Source organism: Streptomyces sp. NPDC059564, from assembly GCF_042735575.1.
Classification (GTDB): domain Bacteria; phylum Actinomycetota; class Actinomycetes; order Streptomycetales; family Streptomycetaceae; genus Streptomyces.
This window is the reverse complement of record NZ_JBHWBP010000002.1, coordinates 16,073-35,380: the sequence shown is the minus strand read 5'-3', so window position 1 is coordinate 35,380 and position 19,308 is coordinate 16,073. Positions and strand designations below refer to the sequence as shown.

14 protein-coding genes are annotated in these 19,308 nt (G+C 71.5%); 11 read left to right on the top strand and 3 right to left on the bottom strand.

Annotation, left to right across the window (positions count from 1 at the left end; translation table 11 throughout):
- From ACFV0Q_RS00870 to fdxA, 9 genes are all read left to right on the top strand, one after another.
- Window positions 1-1,296, top strand: coding sequence for an acetyl-CoA carboxylase biotin carboxylase subunit family protein (locus ACFV0Q_RS00870; protein WP_384998346.1), 1,296 nt, complete (start codon window positions 1-3; stop codon window positions 1,294-1,296).
- Window positions 1,297-1,360: 64 nt separating this feature from the next.
- On the top strand, window positions 1,361-2,086 hold the full coding sequence (locus tag ACFV0Q_RS00865) for a 2OG-Fe dioxygenase family protein (RefSeq protein ID WP_384998343.1): 726 nt from the start codon (window positions 1,361-1,363) through the stop codon (window positions 2,084-2,086).
- Entirely contained in the window at window positions 2,083-3,324 is a 1,242-nt protein-coding gene (locus ACFV0Q_RS00860) for an ATP-grasp domain-containing protein (protein WP_384998340.1), read from the top strand. The genes ACFV0Q_RS00865 and ACFV0Q_RS00860 overlap by 4 nt, the downstream gene beginning before the upstream one ends.
- A complete protein-coding gene (locus tag ACFV0Q_RS00855; RefSeq protein ID WP_384998338.1) occupies window positions 3,324-4,673 on the top strand; it encodes a hypothetical protein in 1,350 nt (449 codons plus the stop codon). The genes ACFV0Q_RS00860 and ACFV0Q_RS00855 overlap by 1 nt, the downstream gene beginning before the upstream one ends.
- Window positions 4,670-6,001 carry an MFS transporter gene (locus ACFV0Q_RS00850; RefSeq protein WP_384998336.1) on the top strand — a complete coding sequence of 444 codons (1,332 nt, stop codon included), beginning with the start codon at window positions 4,670-4,672 and terminating at the stop codon, window positions 5,999-6,001. The genes ACFV0Q_RS00855 and ACFV0Q_RS00850 overlap by 4 nt, the downstream gene beginning before the upstream one ends.
- A complete protein-coding gene (locus ACFV0Q_RS00845) occupies window positions 5,998-7,356 on the top strand; it encodes a PLP-dependent aminotransferase family protein (protein WP_384998333.1) in 1,359 nt (452 codons plus the stop codon). The genes ACFV0Q_RS00850 and ACFV0Q_RS00845 overlap by 4 nt, the downstream gene beginning before the upstream one ends.
- Before the next feature lie 8 nt (window positions 7,357-7,364).
- Window positions 7,365-8,594 (top strand): methionine adenosyltransferase, encoded by a 1,230-nt coding sequence (gene metK / locus ACFV0Q_RS00840; RefSeq protein ID WP_384998568.1) that lies wholly within the window; start codon window positions 7,365-7,367, stop codon window positions 8,592-8,594.
- Between the two features lie 52 nt (window positions 8,595-8,646).
- A complete protein-coding gene (locus tag ACFV0Q_RS00835; protein WP_384998330.1) occupies window positions 8,647-9,849 on the top strand; it encodes an MFS transporter in 1,203 nt (400 codons plus the stop codon).
- The gene (fdxA, locus tag ACFV0Q_RS00830; protein WP_384998327.1) at window positions 9,846-10,157 is read left to right on the top strand and encodes a ferredoxin; all 312 of its coding nucleotides are present in this window, start codon (window positions 9,846-9,848) and stop codon (window positions 10,155-10,157) included. Before ACFV0Q_RS00835 ends, fdxA begins: the two co-directional genes overlap by 4 nt.
- Window positions 10,158-10,392: 235 nt before the next feature.
- Here fdxA and ACFV0Q_RS00825 read toward each other — a convergent pair whose 3' ends face one another.
- Both ACFV0Q_RS00825 and ACFV0Q_RS00820 read right to left on the bottom strand, forming a co-directional pair.
- Window positions 10,393-10,800 carry an XRE family transcriptional regulator gene (locus ACFV0Q_RS00825; protein ID WP_384998325.1) on the bottom strand — a complete coding sequence of 136 codons (408 nt, stop codon included), beginning with the start codon at window positions 10,798-10,800 and terminating at the stop codon, window positions 10,393-10,395.
- A gap of 688 nt (window positions 10,801-11,488) precedes the next feature.
- Window positions 11,489-12,184 carry an RES domain-containing protein gene (locus tag ACFV0Q_RS00820; RefSeq protein ID WP_384998322.1) on the bottom strand — a complete coding sequence of 232 codons (696 nt, stop codon included), beginning with the start codon at window positions 12,182-12,184 and terminating at the stop codon, window positions 11,489-11,491.
- Window positions 12,185-12,622: 438 nt separating this feature from the next.
- Here ACFV0Q_RS00820 and ACFV0Q_RS00815 point away from each other — a divergent pair, with 438 nt between their 5' ends.
- Window positions 12,623-12,904, top strand: a complete 282-nt coding sequence (locus ACFV0Q_RS00815) for an SH3 domain-containing protein (RefSeq protein ID WP_384998319.1) — start codon at window positions 12,623-12,625, stop codon at window positions 12,902-12,904.
- A gap of 46 nt (window positions 12,905-12,950) precedes the next feature.
- Here ACFV0Q_RS00815 and ACFV0Q_RS00810 read toward each other — a convergent pair whose 3' ends face one another.
- Entirely contained in the window at window positions 12,951-17,579 is a 4,629-nt protein-coding gene (locus ACFV0Q_RS00810; RefSeq protein WP_384998316.1) for a WD40 repeat domain-containing protein, read from the bottom strand.
- Window positions 17,580-17,677: 98 nt separating this feature from the next.
- On the opposite strand from ACFV0Q_RS00810, the gene ACFV0Q_RS00805 reads away from it, so the two are divergent.
- Window positions 17,678-19,174, top strand: a complete 1,497-nt coding sequence (locus ACFV0Q_RS00805; RefSeq protein ID WP_384998313.1) for a hypothetical protein — start codon at window positions 17,678-17,680, stop codon at window positions 19,172-19,174.
- Window positions 19,175-19,308: the final 134 nt, after the last annotated feature.

Genomic DNA, 19,308 nt, shown 5'->3' with positions numbered 1-19,308 from the left:
ATGACCGAGTCGGACATCAAGCGCATCGCATACATCCGGTCGATCCCGATCTCGCGGGCCGGACCGTACATCCCGGAGCTGGCGCGCACCGTCACCGCCTCCGGCATCGAGGCGCGCATCTTCTTCACGGACGGCGAGTGCGGCCCCGCGGACTTCCCCGGCGGGACCTGGGAGAAGCTTCCCGAGGACGCCCGGCCCGACGACATCGTCGAGCGCATCCTCGCCTGGGGCGCCGACGGGGTGGTCTCGCTGGCCTTCCCCGACGAAGCCGGACTGCGGGACGCGGTCGTCAAGGAGAAGCTGGCCGCCCACGGCATCCCCGTCGTCACCAACGGCCTGGAGCCGAGCCGGCTGCTCGCCGACAAGTGGGAGACGAAGAAGATCCTGGCCGACTACGGCCTGGACACCCCGCGCGGCATGCTCATCGACGGCACCCTCCTCAAGCACGGCGGGGCCGACGTCCCCGTGTACGCCGACATCATCCGCTGGAAGGCGGAGGAGATCGGCTACCCGCTGCTCACCAAGGCGGTCTGGGGCAGCTCGGGCAACGGCATCCGCTTCATCCTGGACCGGGCCGGCCTGGAGGAGTACCTGGCCAGTCCGGACGAAGGCAACTTCGTCATGGAGCAGTGCATCACCGGCGAGCTGTGCACGGTCGAGCTCGTCGGCGCCGACGGAGAGTACGCCGTCCAGCCGCTGTGCTTCACCGGCCCCACCGGCGGTCAGCCGACCTTCGCCTTCTGGGAGCTGCGCTCCTCCGCTCCCCGGACCGCCGATGACGAGGCCTTCGTACCGGTCGCCGAGAAGCTGAAGAAGCTCTGCGCCGGCATCGGCATCACCGGAGTGATCAACCTCGACATCATCTACAGCGGCGGCACGTACCACGTCCTGGAGATCAACCCCCGCGTATCGGGTGCCACGGCCCTCGGCGTGGCCGCGTCCGGGCGCAACACCTACCTCTGCATGACCGACATCCTCCTCGGCCGGTGGCAGGCCCAGCCGGAGCCGGTGCTGGAGCGGCGCCGCTGGTCCCTGGAGTTCCCCGTGAACAACGTGACCGACGCGTTCGTCACGGACGCACAGGAGCGGCTCGACGTCGTCCAGGTGACCCCGACCCTGATCGTCGACGGCAGGGAGTACGGCGGCCTGTTGATCGCCACCTGCGAATTCGGCGCCGAGGCAGCGTTCCTGGAGGGCATCGCCGTCCTGGACTCCGAGCACGGGGTGCTCTCCGCGGAGATGGCCGTCCAGCTCAAGCAGCTGCTCACCAGCCCGGCGGCGCAGGCGGTGCGCTGACGCTCCGCCGCCCTCGGGCCGCGCGCCCGCCTTCGTTCCCCAGCAAGTGAAAGGTCAATCCGCAATGTCCCAGCCGTATGTCCATCTGCCCGCAGAGCACGTGCTCGGATCCCTCGGTGAACACGTCGAGGCCGAAGTGAAGCTGCTGCGTGAGTCCTGGAACGACATGCCGGTCGACGGCTACCTCAAGGGCGGTGCCGACTACCGTCGTCGTCGCTACAGCGAGTTCCGACTGACGGACACGGGGCTCGTCCGTGCTCCGCACGGCGCCTTCCACCAGTCGCTCGACGTGAATCCCCTGCACGGCGGTGTCGCCCGGGAGTTCGCGCCGATGGAGGACGAGGTCGCGGCGTCCCCCGTGCTCTCGACGCTGGTCCGGGGCCTGCTGGAGCAACTGCCGGGAACCTTCGACACGGCGAACGGCATCATCGGCGTCCACCAGATACGGATCACCGCCACGCGGGACGCCGCGGGGCTGCCGGCGCCGGAAGGCATTCACGAGGACGGCCACCACTTCGTCGCCCAGGTGCTGATCCGCCGCGAGAACGTCGAGGGCGGGCGCTCGCAGCTCTTCGACCGGAACCGGGAGCCGATCTTCAGCACGCTGCTGACGGAGCCCTTCGAGACGGTCATCATCGACGACCGCCGCGTCTTCCACGGCGTGTCGGCCATCGAGCCCGGCTCCGACCTCCCCTTCGCCGTCCGCGACATGATGCTGGTCGACTTCTTCCCGGACCCGGACCCGGACCCGGCCGCGGCCGCTGCGGAGCAGGGCCCGGTGGCGGCATGAGCAGACTGCTGCTGCTGGAGGCCATGGGCAACACCGGACCGTACCTGCTGCGGGCGGCCGAGGAGCTCGGCCTGCGCGTCACGGTCGTCACGCACGAGGACGTCTACGCGAAGTGCTACGCCCCGGCCCTCAAGGAGCTGATCGGCGACGATGTGCTGTTCACCGACTTCGCGGACACCGAGACCTCCCGGCGGCAGCTCGTCGCGTACGCCCGTGACAACGACGTGTCGGGCATCGTGTGCGGCTGGGAGTTCCTCAGCCCGCTCGTCGCGGACCTCGCCGCCGAGCTGGGGCTGCCGGGCAACGACCCTCGGCGTGCGCTGGGCTGCCGCAACAAGAGGGTGATGGCCGAGCTGTTCGCCGAGCACGCGGTGCCCTCCCCGCGCACCCTCCTGGCCCGGACGTACGAGTCGGCCGTCGCGCAGATCGCCGAGCGGGGTCAGGAGTACCCCCTCGTCGTGAAGCCGGCCGAGCAGTCGGCCTCCTGGGGCGTCTCGGTGGTCCGGGAGCCGCAGGAACTGGCGGCGGCCTTCGCCCTCGCCCAGTCCTGGCCGGTCGAGACCCCCCACCACATCCCGCTCGACACCACGGTGATCATCCAGGAGTACGTGGGCGGTGTGGAGTTCAGCGTCGAGGCGGTGGTCTGCGGGGGCCTGATCACCATGCTGCCCGTCACCGAGAAGTTCACCACGCAGGACGCGTACCGGGTGGAGATCGGACACACGGTGCCGGCCGTCCTGTCCGCGGAGTCCCTGACGCAGATCCGGAGGACTTCGGAGCGGGCCCTGGAAGCACTGGGCGTACTCAACGGCGTCGCGCACATAGAGCTGAAGATCACCCCCGACGGCAGCGCGAAGATCATCGAGGTGGGCGCGCGGCTGCCGGGTGACCACGTCGTGCGGCTGATGCACGTGGCCCACGGCCTCGACGAGGCCCGCGCCTACGTCGAGGCCGTCACCGGCAGGCAGCCCGAGATCACGCCGACGTACGAGCGCGCCGCCGCCATCCGGTTCTTCACCTCGTACCGGGCCGGCACCTTTCAGGGCCTGCGCGGCCTCGGCACGTCGCCCCACGTCATGTCGGTCGACACCGACGCTCCGGGCACGCGGGTCGGCGGCGTACGGGACAAGGGCAACGACGCACGCGTCGGCCACGTGATCCTGAGCGGCGCCGACACCGCCGAGGTCAACGCGGCCGCCGCGGTCGTCATGGCACACGTACGAGTGGAGGTCGGCTGATGGCGAACACCCTGACCCGCGCCTACCTCGCCGGAACCCGCCCGGGCAGCTCCCTCGCACGGGCCTGCGCCGATGCGGACCTGCTGCGTACCGCCCTCGGCGAGAAGTTCCTCAGCCGCCCCGTACTGCTGGAGGCCGAGCAGGTACACCAGGTCGGACGCCGGCTCAGTGACCTGTTCGACCTGCTGGTCTCCCTGCCCCACCGGCTCCACGACGGGGACGTGCGCGCTTTCGCCCGCTCCGTCGGCTGGTCCCCGCTCCAGATCGCGACGGCACTCGGCGAGGACGGAACGCCGCGCGAGGTACCGCGCTTCGCACGCTCCGACCTGTACCAGGAGGAGAACGGATTCCGCATCCTGGAGCTCAACGTCGGCAGCCCCCTGGGCGGGTTCGACACTCCGCTCATCGACGACGTGCTGCTCGCCCACCCGTACGTGTCGTCCTTCGCCGAGGAGCACGGCGTCGACACGACCGACACCACCCGGGTGCTGGTCACGATGCTCCGCGAAGTGCTGCCCGGCCTCGACCTCGATGCGAACCCGGTGATCGGCCTCGTCGACTGGCCCACGAGCTTCCCGTACCTGGAGCCCCGGCTGCGCGTGATGGCCGAGCTGCTCAAGCCGTACGGAATCGAGGCGGTGCCCTGCCACGCGGCACAGGTCCGGGCCCGCCCGGACGGCCTGTACGTGGGCGGCCGCAGGCTGGACGCCGTCCACCGCTTCTACGTCATCGACGACGTGGTCACACCCGGCGACGCCGAACTCCTGCGTCCCCTCCACGACGCGGCCCGGGACGGGAAGACCGCACTGTTCACCGCGCTGGAGCCGGAGGTGTACGGCAGCAAGGGCTGTTTCGCCGTCCTCAGCGACGAGCGCAACCGCGGCGCGTTCACGGCCGCGGAGCTGGAGACCGTCGACTCCCTCCTGCCGTGGAGCAGGATCCTGCGCGACGAGAAGGTCCACGTGGACGGCGAACTCGTCGACCTGCTCCCGTACGTCCGGGAACACCGCGACGACCTGGTCGTCAAGGCCACCGGCTCCCACGGCGGCCTCGACGTGGTACCGGGCTGGTCCACCGGCCGGGAGGAGTGGAACCGGACCGTCGACGCGTTCGCGGGCGGCCCGTACATCGTCCAGCGGCGGGTACGGCCGGTGACCGAGGAGTTCCCGGCCGGCGACGGCACGCGGGACACGGAGTCCATGGTGCTCAACTGGGGGATCTTCCTGGCCGGGCACGGCTACGGCGGAGCCTTCGTCCGGGGCACGACCGACCTGGACGGCGGCGTGATCAGCCTGGCGAACGGGGCCCGCGTCGGCACCTGTTTCCACGGCCGTCTCGAGCGCCCGTGAACGGCCGGCGACTGCTGAGCCGCTGGGGCCTGCCGGACGTCACCGGGAACGGCCGGTTCGTCGGCGCGAACGTCCTCGACAGCCTCGGCAACGGACTGGTCCTCGCCTTCACCGTCGTCTACTTCAGCGCCACGACCTCGCTCCCGCTCGGTGCCATCGGTGCGGCGCTCTCGCTCGGCCAGCTCCTCGCGCTGCCCACCCCCATCGTCGCGGGACCGCTCATCGACCGGCTCGGCCCCCGCAAGGTGGTGCTCGCCGCGAACGTGATCTCCGCGGCAGGATTCACCGGATTCCTGTTCGCCGACGCGGCCTGGAAGATCGTCCTGGTCCAGCTGGTCGTCCAGGCCGGCTCCAGCATCTACTGGACGTCCAGTCGCGCTCTGGTGATGCTGGCGGCTGCCCGTCACGGCGACCGGTCCCGCTGGTTCGGCTTCATCGGCGCGCTCCGCAACATCGGGGCCGGGTTCGGCTCCGCCGTCGCGTCCGTGGCGGTCGCCCTGGGCAGCGGTACCGGTGTCCGGGGCCTCGTCCTGGTCAACGCGCTGACCTTCGTCGTCGCTGCCTGGCTGGTCGCGACCTGGCGGCCCGGCGCGGCAACCGGAGCCGAACGGCCCGATCCGCCGGGGGACAGCGGTGCAGACGCAGACGCGGACAAGACGACCCTGGGCGGTTACGCGCAGGTCCTGCGCGACGGGCGGTACCTGCGGCTGGTCCTCGCGAACCTCTCGTTCGTCCTCGCCGCGAGCGTGCTGCCCGTCCTCCTGGCCGTGTACACCACCGAGGTGCTGGGCGCGGGCGCCTGGCTGATCGGGGTGTGCGTCGTCGGCAACATGGTCCTCGTCGCCGTGGCGCAGACGCTGGTGGCACGGTGGGCGGAACGCCACCGGCCCACCCGGGTGCTGGCTCTCGCCGCCATGGTCAACGCCGCCGCGTTCGCCGTGTTCGCGCTCCTCCTCGCACTGCCCGGGCCAGCCGTGGCGGTCGGCCTGCTGACAGCCATGCTGATCTTCACCTTCGCGGAGATGCTGAGTCTCCCGCCGAGCAACGAGCTGAGCGTCTCACTCGCCCCGGAACACATCCGCGGACGCTACCTGGGGGCGTTCCAGCTCTCCTGGACGCTGGGCAACGCCCTCGCCCCCGCCCTGCTCACACTGCTCCTCAGCCAGGGGCCGGCCCGGCCCTGGGTCCTGCTGGGCGGGCTGAACGTACTCGCGGTGCCCCTGGTACTGGGCCTCGACCGGCGCCCGCGCACCCGGACCGGGACCGGGGCCAGGGCCGGGAACCCGGCCGTGCCCGTGTCGCCTTCCGTGGAAGAGGCCGCCTCATGACGACCACCACCCTCAACGACCCCCGGGCGCACGAACAGGCAGCCGGATGCCGGATCCCGGACCCGCTGCGCCTGGACGAGCTCCACGGTTCCCTGTCCGACCCGGTGCTCGGCTCGATGACCCTGCTCAACGAGATCGCCGGCCGCTACCCCGACGCCGTCTCCTTCGCCGCAGGCCGCCCCTATGAACAGTTCTACGACCCGGGGCAACTCCACGCCCACCTGGAGCGGTTCACCCGCTACCTGGAGGACGACCTCGGCCGGACACCGGCACAGGTGCGCACCGCCCTCTTCCAGTACGGGCACACCAAGGGCCTGCTCACGGAGCTGCTCGTGCAGAACCTGGCCGTGGACGAGGGCATCACCGCCGACCCGGACGCCATCGTGGTCACCACGGGCTGCCAGGAGGCGATGATCCTGCTGCTGCGCGCCCTGCGCACCGACGACAGGGACGTCATCCTGGCACCCGCACCCACCTACGTGGGCTTCCTCGGCGCGGCCCGGCTGATGGACATGCCGGTCCGCCCGGTGCGGGAAGGCACCGGCGGCATCGACGTCGACGACCTCGTCGACCAGGTGCGCGCAGCCCGCGCGGCCGGACTGCGGCCGCGGGCCTGCTACGTGGTGCCCGACTTCGCCAACCCCAGCGGGCTGAGCATGAGCCTGGACGACCGGGAGAGGCTGCTGGAGGCCGCAGCCGCGGAGGGCATCCTCGTCATCGAGGACAACCCGTACTCCCTCTTCAACGCCGGCGCGCAACGCCTGCCCACCCTGAAGTCCCTCGACCGGCACCGCAGCGTCGTCTACGTGGGCTCCTTCGCCAAGACGGCCTTCCCCGGCGCCCGCGTGGGCTACGTCGTCGCGGACCAGCCCGTCGACGGGGTACCCGCCGGTGAAGGCCCGCTGCTCGCCGACCAGCTGGCCAAACTCAAGAGCATGCTGACGCTGAACACCTCGACCATCTCGCAGGCGGTCATCGGCGGCAAGCTCCTGGAGAACGCGGGCAGCATGGCCGCGGCCACCCGGCGCGAGAGCGAGGTGTACGCCCGCAACCTGCGGGCCGTGCTCGACGGACTGCGGCGCCACTTCCCGCAGCCCGGGGCACAGGTCAGCTGGAACATTCCGGGTGGCGGGATGTTCGCGGTCCTCAGCCTGCCCTTCGAGACCGACGACGCGACGCTCGCGTACTCCGCCGACCGCTTCGGGGTGCTGTGGACACCCATGCGCCACTTCTACGCGGGAGCCGGAGGCACACACCAGATCCGGCTGTCCTTCAGCGTCCTGACCCCCGAACAGATCGATCTGGGACTGAGCCGCCTCGCCGCCCTCGTCCACGACCGCACGACCAAGAGATGAGCGACACGATGACCAACCGCCTGTTCACTTCGGAGTCCGTGACCGCGGGACACCCCGACAAGATCGCCGACCAGATCAGCGACGCGATCCTCGACGCAATGCTGCGCGAGGACCCGCACTCCCGGGTGGCGGTCGAAACGCTCGTCACCACGGGTCTCGTGCACGTCGCGGGCGAGGTGAGGACGAAGGCGTACGTCCCGGTCGCGCAGGTCGTGCGCGACACGATCCTCGCGATCGGCTACGACTCCTCGGCGAAGGGATTCGACGGTGCCTCCTGCGGCGTGTCGGTGTCCATCGGCGGGCAGTCCCCGGACATCGCGCAGGGCGTCGACGCCACGGGCGAGGACGGGCAGGACGAGCTCGACGGGCAGGGTGCGGGCGACCAGGGCCTGATGTTCGGCTACGCCTGCGACGAGACCCCCGAACTGATGCCGCTCCCGATCCACCTCGCGCACCGGCTCTCCGGACGGCTGACGGAGGTCCGCGAGGACGGCGTCGTCCCGTACCTGCGTCCGGACGGCAAGACGCAGGTCACCATCGAGTACGACGGGGACAGGCCGGTCCGCCTCGACACGGTCGTGGTCTCCACCCAGCACGCCTCCGACGGTGACCTGAAGTCGATGCTCGGTCCCGACGCCGAGCTGGCCGCCGTACTCACCCGCGACATCCGGGAGTTCGTGGTCGAGCACGTCCTCGCGGAACTCGCCGCCGACGGCATCAAGCTGGCGACGGACGGCTACCGGCTGCTGGTGAACCCGACGGGCCGTTTCGAGATCGGCGGCCCGATGGGCGACGCCGGCCTCACCGGCCGCAAGATCATCATCGATACGTACGGCGGCATGGCCCGCCACGGCGGCGGCGCCTTCTCCGGCAAGGACCCCTCCAAGGTCGACCGCTCCGCCGCGTACGCCATGCGCTGGGTAGCGAAGAACGTGGTCGCCGCGGGCCTCGCCTCGCGCTGCGAGGTCCAGGTCGCGTACGCCATCGGCAAGGCCGAGCCCGTCGGCCTCTTCGTCGAGACCTTCGGCACCGCCAAGGTCGAGGTCCAGAAGATCGAGGACGCGATCGGCGAGGTCTTCGACCTGCGCCCGGCCGCGATCATCCGCGACCTGGACCTGCTGCGGCCCATCTACGCGCAGACCGCCGCGTACGGCCACTTCGGCCGTGAGCTGCCGGACTTCACCTGGGAGCGCACCGACCGCACCGCTGAACTCCAGGCGGTCGCGTTCGGCGCGTAGCCGCCGCACCGCCGGCGCCGCCCCATCCTGCCCTCGACTCCATGGAGTTCCGTTGTCCACCATCGCCGCTTCCCGCTCCGTCACGTCCATAACGGGGCCCGCCCTCCCCGCGATCTCCTTCCTGGCCCGGCTTCCCGCCGCGATCTGTCCGATCGGCACGCTGCTGATGCTGACCGAGCTCAACGGGATCGGCCGCGCGGGCCTCGCCGCCGGAATGCTGTGGACCGGGCAGGCCATCGGCGGTCCCCCCATCGGCCGGATGGCGGACCGGCTGGGTCACCGCGCGGTCGTCCTGGCCGCCTCGCTCGCCAACGCGCTCGCCATCGCCGCCTTGGTCGCAGCCGTACTCGCCGAAGCCCCGGCCGTCGTGGAGGCCGCCCTGGCGTTGCTGGTGGGACTGACCGTGCCACAGATCGGCCCGCTCTCGCGGACCCGCTGGATCGCGCTGACCGGGGACGAACCCGGCCTGACGGGCCGAGCCCTGTCGTTCGACACCACGGTCGACGAGATCAGCTTCATGGCCGGTCCGGCGCTCGCCGGTCTGACCGTGACCCTGATCCACCCGGTGGCGGGGCTGCTACTGGCCGGTGTGCTGATCGCCGTGTTCGGCGTGCTGTTCGCCGTCCACCCGACGGCGCCGACGGGCAGCGGGGCCGGAAAGGCCACGGGCCACCTGGAGCGGCTGCTCTCCCCGCCGCTCGCCGTGCTGTTCGCCATGGCCCTCCTGCAGGGGATGATCTGGGGCAGCGCCAACGCCGGCATCAGTGCTCTCGCTCAACACCTCGGCGACCCCGGCAAGGCCGGCTTCGTCTGGGGCGCGATGGCGGTGACGAGTGCTCTGGCCGGGATCGCCGTCACCCTGCGCCCCGGTGCCCAGGACCTGACGGTCCGGCTCCGGACCGCCATCGCGGCCCAGGCCTTGCTGCTGCTGCCGCTTCTCGCCGTGGACGGCCTTCTCGGCGCCGCCGCGGCCGTCGCGGGCATCGGTATCGCCGTGGCCCCGCACCTGATAGCGCTGTTCGGCCTGGCTGAACGAGTGGCCCCGCCGTCCCGCATGGGCGAAGCCATGTCGCTGCTGGGCAGCGGCTTGATCGTCGGCCAGGGGATCGCGGCCCTGACCGCCGGCCAGCTCGCCGAACACTTCGGCCACCAGATGGCCTTCACCCTGACCTGCGCCGCGGGCGCGACAGCCGTCCTCACGGCCGTCGCCCTGGTCCGCACGGGCCCCTTCACCCGAGGAATCCAGACGCCATGACCTATGTGATCGCGGAACCGTGCGTCGACGTCAAGGACAAGGCGTGCATCGAGGAATGTCCCGTCGACTGCATCTACGAGGGCCGGCGGTCCCTGTACATCCACCCGGACGAGTGCGTCGACTGTGGTGCTTGCGAGCCGGTCTGTCCGGTCGAGGCGATCTTCTATGAAGACGACGTACCGCCGGAGTGGAGGGACTACTCCAAGGCGAACGTTGAATTCTTCAACACCCTCGGTTCCCCGGGTGGCGCGGCTGCGCTGGGCCCGCTCGACCGTGACCACCCGTTGGTCGAGTCAAAGAGGAGGTAAGGGGCCTGGGGTGCGGCCTGCGCGGAATCGACTCCCGCGTCGTAGCCCCTGGCAGCGCGCTTCTCATCTCCGCGGGCGTCAACACGGCAATTGCAGCAGCCCAGACTCCTGCGGACATACCGGTCCAGCGAGCAACCGAGGAGGTTGGCGGGGCGGTTCAGGTCTCCCTTGAGGAGCGGGTGAAGCAGGTGAAGCAGCTCCCTGCTTCGGCCCTCGCTCTGAGATCGTCTTTCGGTCAGCCGCCGTCGACGTAGGCGCGGGCTGCCACCATGACGTCGCGCATCCGGCCGTCGGCGATGCACTGGGCCGGCGCCTCGTCCTCCAGCTGCGGATTCATTCCGATCATCCACGCGCGTGCCGTGTAGAGGCTTTCGGCGTCCTGGATGAGCTGGAAGACCTGGAGTGCGGCGCGCAGGCGCTCCTCGGAGTCGTGCCGGGGCGTGGTGTCGCCCGATGCCCACTTGCCGACCTGCTTGGGATCGCTGATGTTGGCGATGCGCGCGGTCAGACGCTGCCCCAGGTTGTCCTGGAGGAACCGGGCGATCTCGCTGATGTGCATGCGCACGGTGGCGATGTGGGCCCGTTCGGCGCTGGCGGCGCTCTTGGCGACGGCGACGGGGGGCGTGGTGGTGTCTGAAGGCATGGTCAGGTCTCCCTCGTGGCCCTGACTGCGCGCCCGTGCGGTGACGGGTCGCGTGTTCAGGCGACGGGTGTCGGGTGTGCGCGCAGGACCTGGCTGTCGCGTGCTGCTGCGATGGCAGACGGAGGGGACGCTCGGTCTCGGCGAGCTGCGAACGCTTCGTGGTGTGTTCCGACCCGCTGGGAAGCGTGACCAGTGGCGGGCGGGCGAGGTGGACCGGCCGGCTAGCGGCGGTCGGCGTTCAGCATCGATGTATTCCGGTCCGCGAGGATCCGGCGCATGGATGACTGGGGATGCCAGGGAGTGCGGTGCTTCTGGTGCTCGGTGGTGCCGGGAGGTGCGAAGTGAACCTCACGGGTAAGAACGTCCGGACGGCGTTGCCGGTGCTGGTCATGAGATCCCCCACATGCTCCAAGTCGGTCGATGTACTTGTTAGGTTACCCATTAACACCTGCCAACTCTACCTCTTAGGCAGAATCCAGCGCGTTCTCGATGGGGCGTCAACTTCCTTGTTTGAGACTGGACTTAGCTCTTGACCTGCGCCGATGTCGTCCATCCGGGGGATGGGGCGGAGGTGTGGGAGTGCGGGGGGTGAGTTGTTTTCCCCCTTTCGGACGACGGTCGTGTGGTGGTTTTCAGGTTGGTTTCCAGGTGGGTTTTAGGTGGGGATAGGGGGAGGGCAGGGCTTCGGTCACAGCATCGTCAGGCCGTACTCCTCCGCCACCCGCCGCAGCGCCTCCGCCTCGGGGAAGACCAGGCTGGACTCCTCCTGCTTCAGCTCCACGTCGCTGAAGACGGCCCAGCACTGGCGCATGCCGAAGCGGGAACGGTAGGCGATGCCGTGGATGAGGCGCTCCTGCTCTGTGGGGCCAGTGCGCTGGGTGATGGCCCAGGCCGAGATCAGCCGGGTGATCCGGCGGTTGAATCCCTGCATGTGTTCCGTGGTGAGCAGATCCACGTCCTGTTCCGCCAGTTTGTCCGCGAGTTCGTGGGAGAGGGTTTTTTGGGTCCGCTCGTCGTCCACGTCCAGGAAGAGGGCGTCTTTGGGCGGCTGCAGGCGGACCAGGGTGTGGCGCGTGGTCCAGTCGCGGGCGATCTTGCCCGGGCCCAGGAAGAACGGCTCCTGCCAGTCGTCCGCGATGAGCTCCCGCATGGCGGGGTGCACGCGGAAGTTGGCTAACGCCTCGGCGAAGCAGCCGTCGTGCTCGGAGGCGCAGTAGAGGGTGCCGTAGCTGACCAGGCTCCAGCGGTTGCCGCCCGTCCGGTCCGCGTCTTCCTGGCTGATCCTTTCGTACGTGACCGGGTTCTGGGATTTCCCCAGTCGCCAGATGCCGCGTTCGGGCGCGGGGATGAGGCTGACGTCCGGCTGTGCGGTGTCCCGGCTCATACGGCCGCTCTCCTTGCTCCGGCGGCCGCCCTCCGCGGGAGGCGGGGCGCGGGCCGGTGATGCTCGTGGTCTCGTGCGGCGGGCGGGGCCGGCAGGGCGGTCCGGTCCGCCGGGAGAGCCGGTCTCGTGACGGTGTGGTGTTCTGTTCATGAGGGGTACTCATGAGTGGTGTGCTTATCGGTCAGCGTGTGATGTGTGGGGCGCCCGTCATAGGGCGTACTGATCCGTGGCACATGCCGAACGATCATTTTCATGCTCGGGTACGACCGAAGCGACCGGGTTGCGGTGGGCAACGGGGGCGCACGAGGGAACACGGGGGGCGCACAGAGGTCTGTGCACCGGCCACGCGGTGCATTGGTTCCGGCAGGCGGGTCGCCTTCGGCCAGGCCTCCTCGGACCCCTGCGTCAGCCGTTGTGGCAGCGACGGCGTCGGCATCCGTGCAGCAGGCTCCTGCGGCAGTTGCCGCAGGAGCCTTCGCCTGTGGTGGTGCCGGTTCCAACCTTGACCACCATCCGTTCGCGCAGCACTTCCCGCACAACGTCAACCTTCGCAACGGTCCGGCCTGGGGATGCCAGATCATCGGCACCGCAGCCCCTGTCAACTCGGTCGACTACTACTGCACGACCGACGGGTTCACCTACCTGCGTACGGCCTCGACGAAGCTCGGCTGGGTCTCCAACCTCTACCTGGACGACGGCGGTTCCCGCATTCCTTGCTGACGGCCCCGGCAAGTGGGCCGCGCCGCACCAGGGGCTGTGCCCCTTTTCACTGGGCGAGGTCGACCTCCACGGCGGCCGCTCCGGCGTCGCCGGTGAAGGACAGTACGACGCGTCCGCCGCCCGCCGCCGGGTGGGCGGCGATGCTGCGGACCGGGCTGCCGGTGGCGATCAGCAGGCGGCACAGCCCGGTGGCGGCGTCCCAGATGCGGATGGTCCCGTCGGCGGCGCCGGCGGCGGCGAAGCTGCCGTGGCCGTCCGCGTTCCACAGGGCCAGGGCGTGCACGGCCGTCGTGTGGCCGGTCAGCGGCTTCCCCAGCGGACGGTGCTCCCGCAGGTCCCACAGCCGTACGGTGCCGGTGTCCCCGGCACTGGCCAGATGAGGCGGAAGGCCGCCGATCGGGCAGGGGTTGAGGGCGACGGCGTGCAGGAGGCCCTGGTCGCAGCGCAGGGGACCGCCCAGTGGCCCGTGTTCCGCGTCCCACAGCCGTACGGTGCCGTCGGAGCTGGCGGAGGCGAACCAGTCCCCGCCCCCCTCCGCCGAGGCGGCCGCCACCGCCCGGATCCGCAGGTCGTGACCGGTCCATTCGCGCAGTGGGCCCGGGTCGTCCAGATCCCACAGCCTGACCGTTTCGTCGTCCCCGCCGCTCAGGAGCAGGTGCCGGCCGTCCGCGGTGGCGCAGGAGGCGAGGGCGCGGACCGGCAGGAAGTGCCCTTCGAGGACGTCCGGCAAGAACTGCCGGCTGTCCGCGTCCCACAGCCGGATGCCGTAGCCCTCGCCTCCTGCCGAGCCTACGGCTGATCCGCCGGCCGACACCAGGACGCGGCCCTCCCCGCGCTGGGCCCAGGCCATGGCGGACGGCGGCCGGCCGGTGTCGATCCGGGCGACCGTGTCCCCCGTGCCGATGTCCCGGACCTCGATGTGGGGGACGCGGTCGCCGCTGAGCGCGAACCAGGAAGGGCCGCGCGGATCACCCGGCTCCGGCAGGAGCAGCGCCCCACCCGTCGGGGCGGGCCCGGCATGCGTACGCGCGCCGCTCAGCGCGCTTTCCAGGACCTCCCGGTTCCACAGGCGCAGCGTGCCGTCGCTGGAGGCAGAGACGAGGATCCCGGCATCCGGCGGGGCGACGGGGCTGAGCGCGGTCACGGCAGAGCTGTGCCCGCCGAGCAGCCCCGGCGGCGTCAAGTCGGCGTTCTCCCCCGCGGAGATGTCCCATACGACGATCCCGTCCGCCGTCCCGGCCGCGAGGAGGTGGCGTTCGCCCAGGGTGAGGGCGGCCAGGCAGCTCACCGGTCCGGCGGCGCCGGCGAGGGTCGAGCGCAGTCCGCCGGTGCCCCAGACGGTGACGCTCCCGTCCGTGTGGCCCGCCGCGACGGTCCCGGGCCGCGTGGTGGGAGCCAGCACCCGTACATCGCCCGGCAGGCCGAACCGCGCCACCTCCACGCCGGCCGTGGCATCCCGGAACGTCAGGAACGATCCGTCGGCGATGGCCAGCAACGGCCGGCCGGGCGGATCCTCCACCGCCGCCAGGGCGGTGGCACTCGTACGCGGTGTGTCCCCCGGCAGGGTCAGCAGGTCCTGCGGCCCCATCCGCTCGTTCCACCAGACCACCTCCCCGTCTCCGTTGACGCAGAACACCGCGAGCTCGTGCCCGCCGTCGCGGTACGCGCACACGTCGGCGATCCAGATCCCGCCGGGCCGGTGGACCTGGTCGACGAGCCCGCCGGTCGCCGGGTTCCAGAGGCGTACGGTGCCGTCCGTACTGCCCGACACGAGCAGCGGGGACTGCGCGGGGCGCGGCGCGAGGAGCAGGTGGTGCACGGCGCCCTCGTGCCCGCGGATCCGTTCGCGGACGGCCGTCCCCTCGACCGCGTCGATCAGTTCGATGCCGCCGTCGTCGTCGCCCACCGCGAGGGCGCCGCGCCCGTCGGGTGCCGTCACCGCCGTCATGGAGCGCACGGTGGAGCCGAGGGTGGCCAGGACGTTGACGGGCGGCGCCCACCGGGACCACAGCACGGCCAGCGGACCGGGCAGCACGCCTGCCGCACCCGCGTCCTCGGGCGTCCGCGGGCGCGGCAGCCCGGGGAAGCGCAGCGCCGTGTACGCCAGCTGCAGGCTGGCCAGGCGCGAGGCGTGGTCGGCGCGGTGCAGGTAGGGCTCCACCGAGGCCCACGCCTCCAGCCAGAGCCTGCCGTCCTGCCCCCGGTCCGGGCCCAGCAGGCCGCGGATGGGGCTGCCGGTCAGCCACGGAAGGACGTCGGGCGGCACGTGCGCGTCGTCCAGTACCCCGCCCAGACGGGCGTGGCGCGCGAGGTACCGGCGTACGTAGGGATGCGGGGCGGTGCCTGTGGTGCCGGCGGCGCTGCCGGTGTGCGGCGCGGCCAGATCGGCGAGCGCCCGCGCGATACGGGCGTGCGCGGCGGCGTCATCGTCGTCCGTGTACGCGTCTCCCGCCTCGCGGGCCCCCGTAACCTCGTCGGCCCCACCAGCCTCGGCCTTATCGACGTCATCGGCGATATCGGCGATATCGGCAGGCTCATCCTGACCACCCGTCATTCCCATCCCCCCACCAGGCAGCGCGCCGCCGACCGGCCACGCGCGCAGGACGGCGGCCAGCCGTTCGTGCGCCGGCCGGTACACCCGCTGGTCCTCTTCCACGTCACGGGTGAGATACCCCGCCAGGCGCCCTTCCAGCAGAATCCGGATCTTGTCATCCGCGTCATCGAGGGCCTTCCCGAGCATCGCGGACGCGACAGCGGGCCACACCTCCCCCCAGGCGATGCCGCGCCCCTGCGCGAACGCCGTCGCGCGCAGCAGCGCCAGCGCCTCGTCCGCCGCCAGGCCGTCCTCCGCCGACCTCGCCAGATCGGCCTTCAGCAGTCCCGTCGTGCCCTCGCCCAGCCGTGCGAGCCAGCGCGCGTCGTCCAGCAGCCGCGGTCCCGCCGTGCGCAACTGCCCCGCCGCCACACGGGCGTCGAGGAAGGAGCGCCCCACCGCCCCGGCCACCGTCTCCGACACCTCCGTCGGATCGTGTCCCGCCCAGGCGGCCTCCCCGTCCAGGCGGGCCCGTACGTACCCCTCGACGTCCTTGCCCATGTCCTCGTCGTCGGTACGCAGCACCGCCGCCCCGCGGAACGCGTCCCGCAGCCGGTCCAGGAGGTCCGGGCCGCCGTCCGGGACGGGGCGTTCGCCGTCGCCCGGGTCGCTGCTGCGGACGGCGACGACCAGCCGGACCCCGCGCCGCACGGGCGGGGGCAGGTCGCCGGAGCCGGCCCGGCCCCCCTCCGGCGAAGGCGCCGGAGGCACGGCGGGACGCACGGACAGGTGGCCGGCCAGCGGCACCAGGACCTGGTGCAGCACCGCCGCCGGTTCGGTCGCCTCGTCCAGGGAGTCGACGACGATCGTGACCAAGGGGCCCGGCGCATTCAGGAACCTGCGCAGCCCCAACTGCCAGCGGCTCAGCTGGTCCCTGCCGGCGGGATCCGGGGTGACGCCCAGCTTCTGGGCGATGACCCGCAACAGCCCCAGCGGCTCCCGGTTGCGCGCGGTGACCGCGATGGTCACCGAGCCCTCGCCCGGAACGGTTTCCGGCGGACAGTGCTCGACGGCGGCCGCGTACAGGCCGGACCTGCGGAACGTCGCGTCGCTCAAGGTCACGGCGCGGCCCAGGATCGCCGACTTCCCGCTCGCGGTGATGCCGGTGACGACCAGGACCCCCGGCGCGCCTCCCAGGAAGGAGATCACCGAGGAATTCAGCCGCTTGCGGCCCGAGAAGTACCAGCCGGTGTCGTCGGCGCCGGTGCGGCCGCTGGCCTTCTCCAGCCAGTAGCCCAGGTCCTCCAGGGTCGCCGCCACCTCCTGGCGGCTCTCCTCCACCGCGGCCCGCTCCGGCCGGTAGCCCGGGTTCGGCAGGGCCAGGGTCGGGACGTGGAGCTTGCCCCCCATGAGTACCCGGCAGTCGACGGACGGGCTCCGGCCGCGCTCCGCGCCGATCGCCTGCGCCGCCTGGTACAGGGCCCGGCTGAACTCCGACATCGTCAGGTACGGGCGGGTGATCCCTCCGGCCGTACGCAGCCACTCGTGGGCCGCGCGCAGGACGCGCGCGAACTCCCCACCCATCACCCGCATCTTGGGCGCCGCCGTGACCAGGACGTTCAGCGTGCCGTACGTGGTGCGCGCGGTGTCCAGGTCCCGTGCGAGCTCCAGCAGCTCGCCCGCCAGGTCGGCGGACTCGCACATGTTCACGACCACCAGGACGTCCCGCGCGTACGAGTCGAGCGCGGCGATCACGATCTCCGTCGTACGCAGACCCGTCGCCAGCAGCCGCCCGGTGTCGGTGTCCCGCAGGACCGCGAAGTGCTTGGCCGAGGCCGAGGTGAGCCCGTGGCCCGTCACGTACAGCACCACGGGGACGTCCGGCTCCGACTCCCGGATCCTCGACGTGGTCAGGAAGCACTCCACCTCATGACGGCTCGTCACCGGCTGCGAGGGCGCCACCTTCACGAAACCGGGCCCGTCCGGCGGCGGCCGCTCCCACCACAGGGACACCGCCTCCAGCTGCGCGCCGAAGGCCTGCCGCAGCGCCTCCGTACCGTCCTCCATCGGCAGGACGAACAAGGTGCCCGCCCGCGGCTGGGCCTCCGCATCGGCGCGGACCGGCAGCGCCGGCTTCGGCACCCTCCCGGCGACGACCCGCGACGCCGATGTCGCCCTCACCGGACCGGCTAAGCCGATCTCACCCCGCTCCCCGTCCACGGTCCCTATTCTTCACTGCCATGGACGAGCACCCGCACCGCACCACCGCCGCGCAGCACCCGCAGGGCACCGGGGAGTTACCGGACCACGTCACCCAGGACGCGGTCGTCGTCGTACCCGGGATCATGGGCAGCGCGCTGTACGACACGACCACCGGCAAGGACGTCTGGGGCATCGGCGGCATCTCCTGGCTGCTGAAGGCCTGGACCACCCCCTCGGGCCTGGAATCCCTGGCCATGACCGAGGACGAGCTGGCGGGCAAGACCGGCAGGATCGAGGCGACCGGCCTCCTGAAGCACTCGGCCTGGACTCCGTACCTCGCCGGCAGCGAGCCGTACACCGACCTGGTCGACACGATCCTCACCAGCGTCGCCGACCCCGCCGCGATCCTCGAATTCGCCTACGACTGGCGCCTGCCCGTCGCCACCAACGGCCGCCTCCTCGCGGACGCCGCACGCCTCCACCTCACCGACTGGCGCCGCCACCCCGCCCACGCGCAGGCCCGCCGCCACCGCGCCGACCAGCGGGAAGGGCGGCTCGTCTTCGTCGCCCACTCCATGGGCGGGCTCGTCACCCGCGCCGCGCTCGACCCCGGCTATGACGGCGACCTCCACACCGACACCCGGGGCGTCATCACCCTCGGCACGCCCTTCCAGGGCTCGGTCAAGGCGGCGGTCATCCTCGCCACCGGCCGCGGCACCCCCGTACCGCTGCCGCACCGCAAACTCCGGGCCGTCTGCGCCACCATGCCCGGCCTCCACGACCTGCTGCCGCAGTACCGGAGCCTGCGCGCGGCAGGCGACGTACGCCACCTCACCCCCGGCGACGTCACCGCGATCGGCGGCGACGCGGAACTGGCACGCAACGCGGCCGTCTTCCACCACGGCCAGCGGAGCATCACCCTGCCCGGCCACCGCTCCGTCGTCGGCGTCAACCAGCCCACCTGGCAGAACCTGACCATCACCGACGGCACGGTGGAGGCCCACTACGACGGAGCCCGCCAGAACTCCGACGGGACCTTCATCCGCGACCGGCACGACCGCGTCCGGTACTTCCAGGTCCACGGCGACGGCACCGTGTACAAGGAGTCGGCCGTCCTCACCGACACCATCACCCACCTGCCCCTCCAGCACGGCGACGTCGCCAAGGCCCGGACCGCCCTCGAAGCCGTCACCGAGATCGTCCGCGACGACATCAACCCCGGTCCTCCCCAGGGCGAAGCCGGCTGCGGCCTGAGCGCCCCCGACCTGGTCCAGGCGGGCCGGCCCTGGAAGCTCCACCTCAGCGACGTCGACTCCCTCTCGGGCCTGACCTGCCACCTCACCGACCTCGCCAATCCGGGCGGCCCGGCGGCTCGACTCGCCCTGACCTGGGAGGACGGCATCGCGGTGGCAACGGCGTCCACACCGGCCCCGGGCCTGTACCGCATCGAGGTCCGCACCCCGGACGGCTTCGCCATCACCCAACTGGTCCTGTCCACCGAACCGGGCCAGCCCTTGGCCGAATCGGACGCCTGACCCGTAGGCCGCCTCCCGCACCCGCGGGAATGACCCCCGACCGGGTCCGGGCGCTGCTGGACGGCTCGACCTGTCGGCGAGTAGCGGGTACGGGTACGTACCCGTACCCTGTAGGGATGGGAAGGAGCACGACC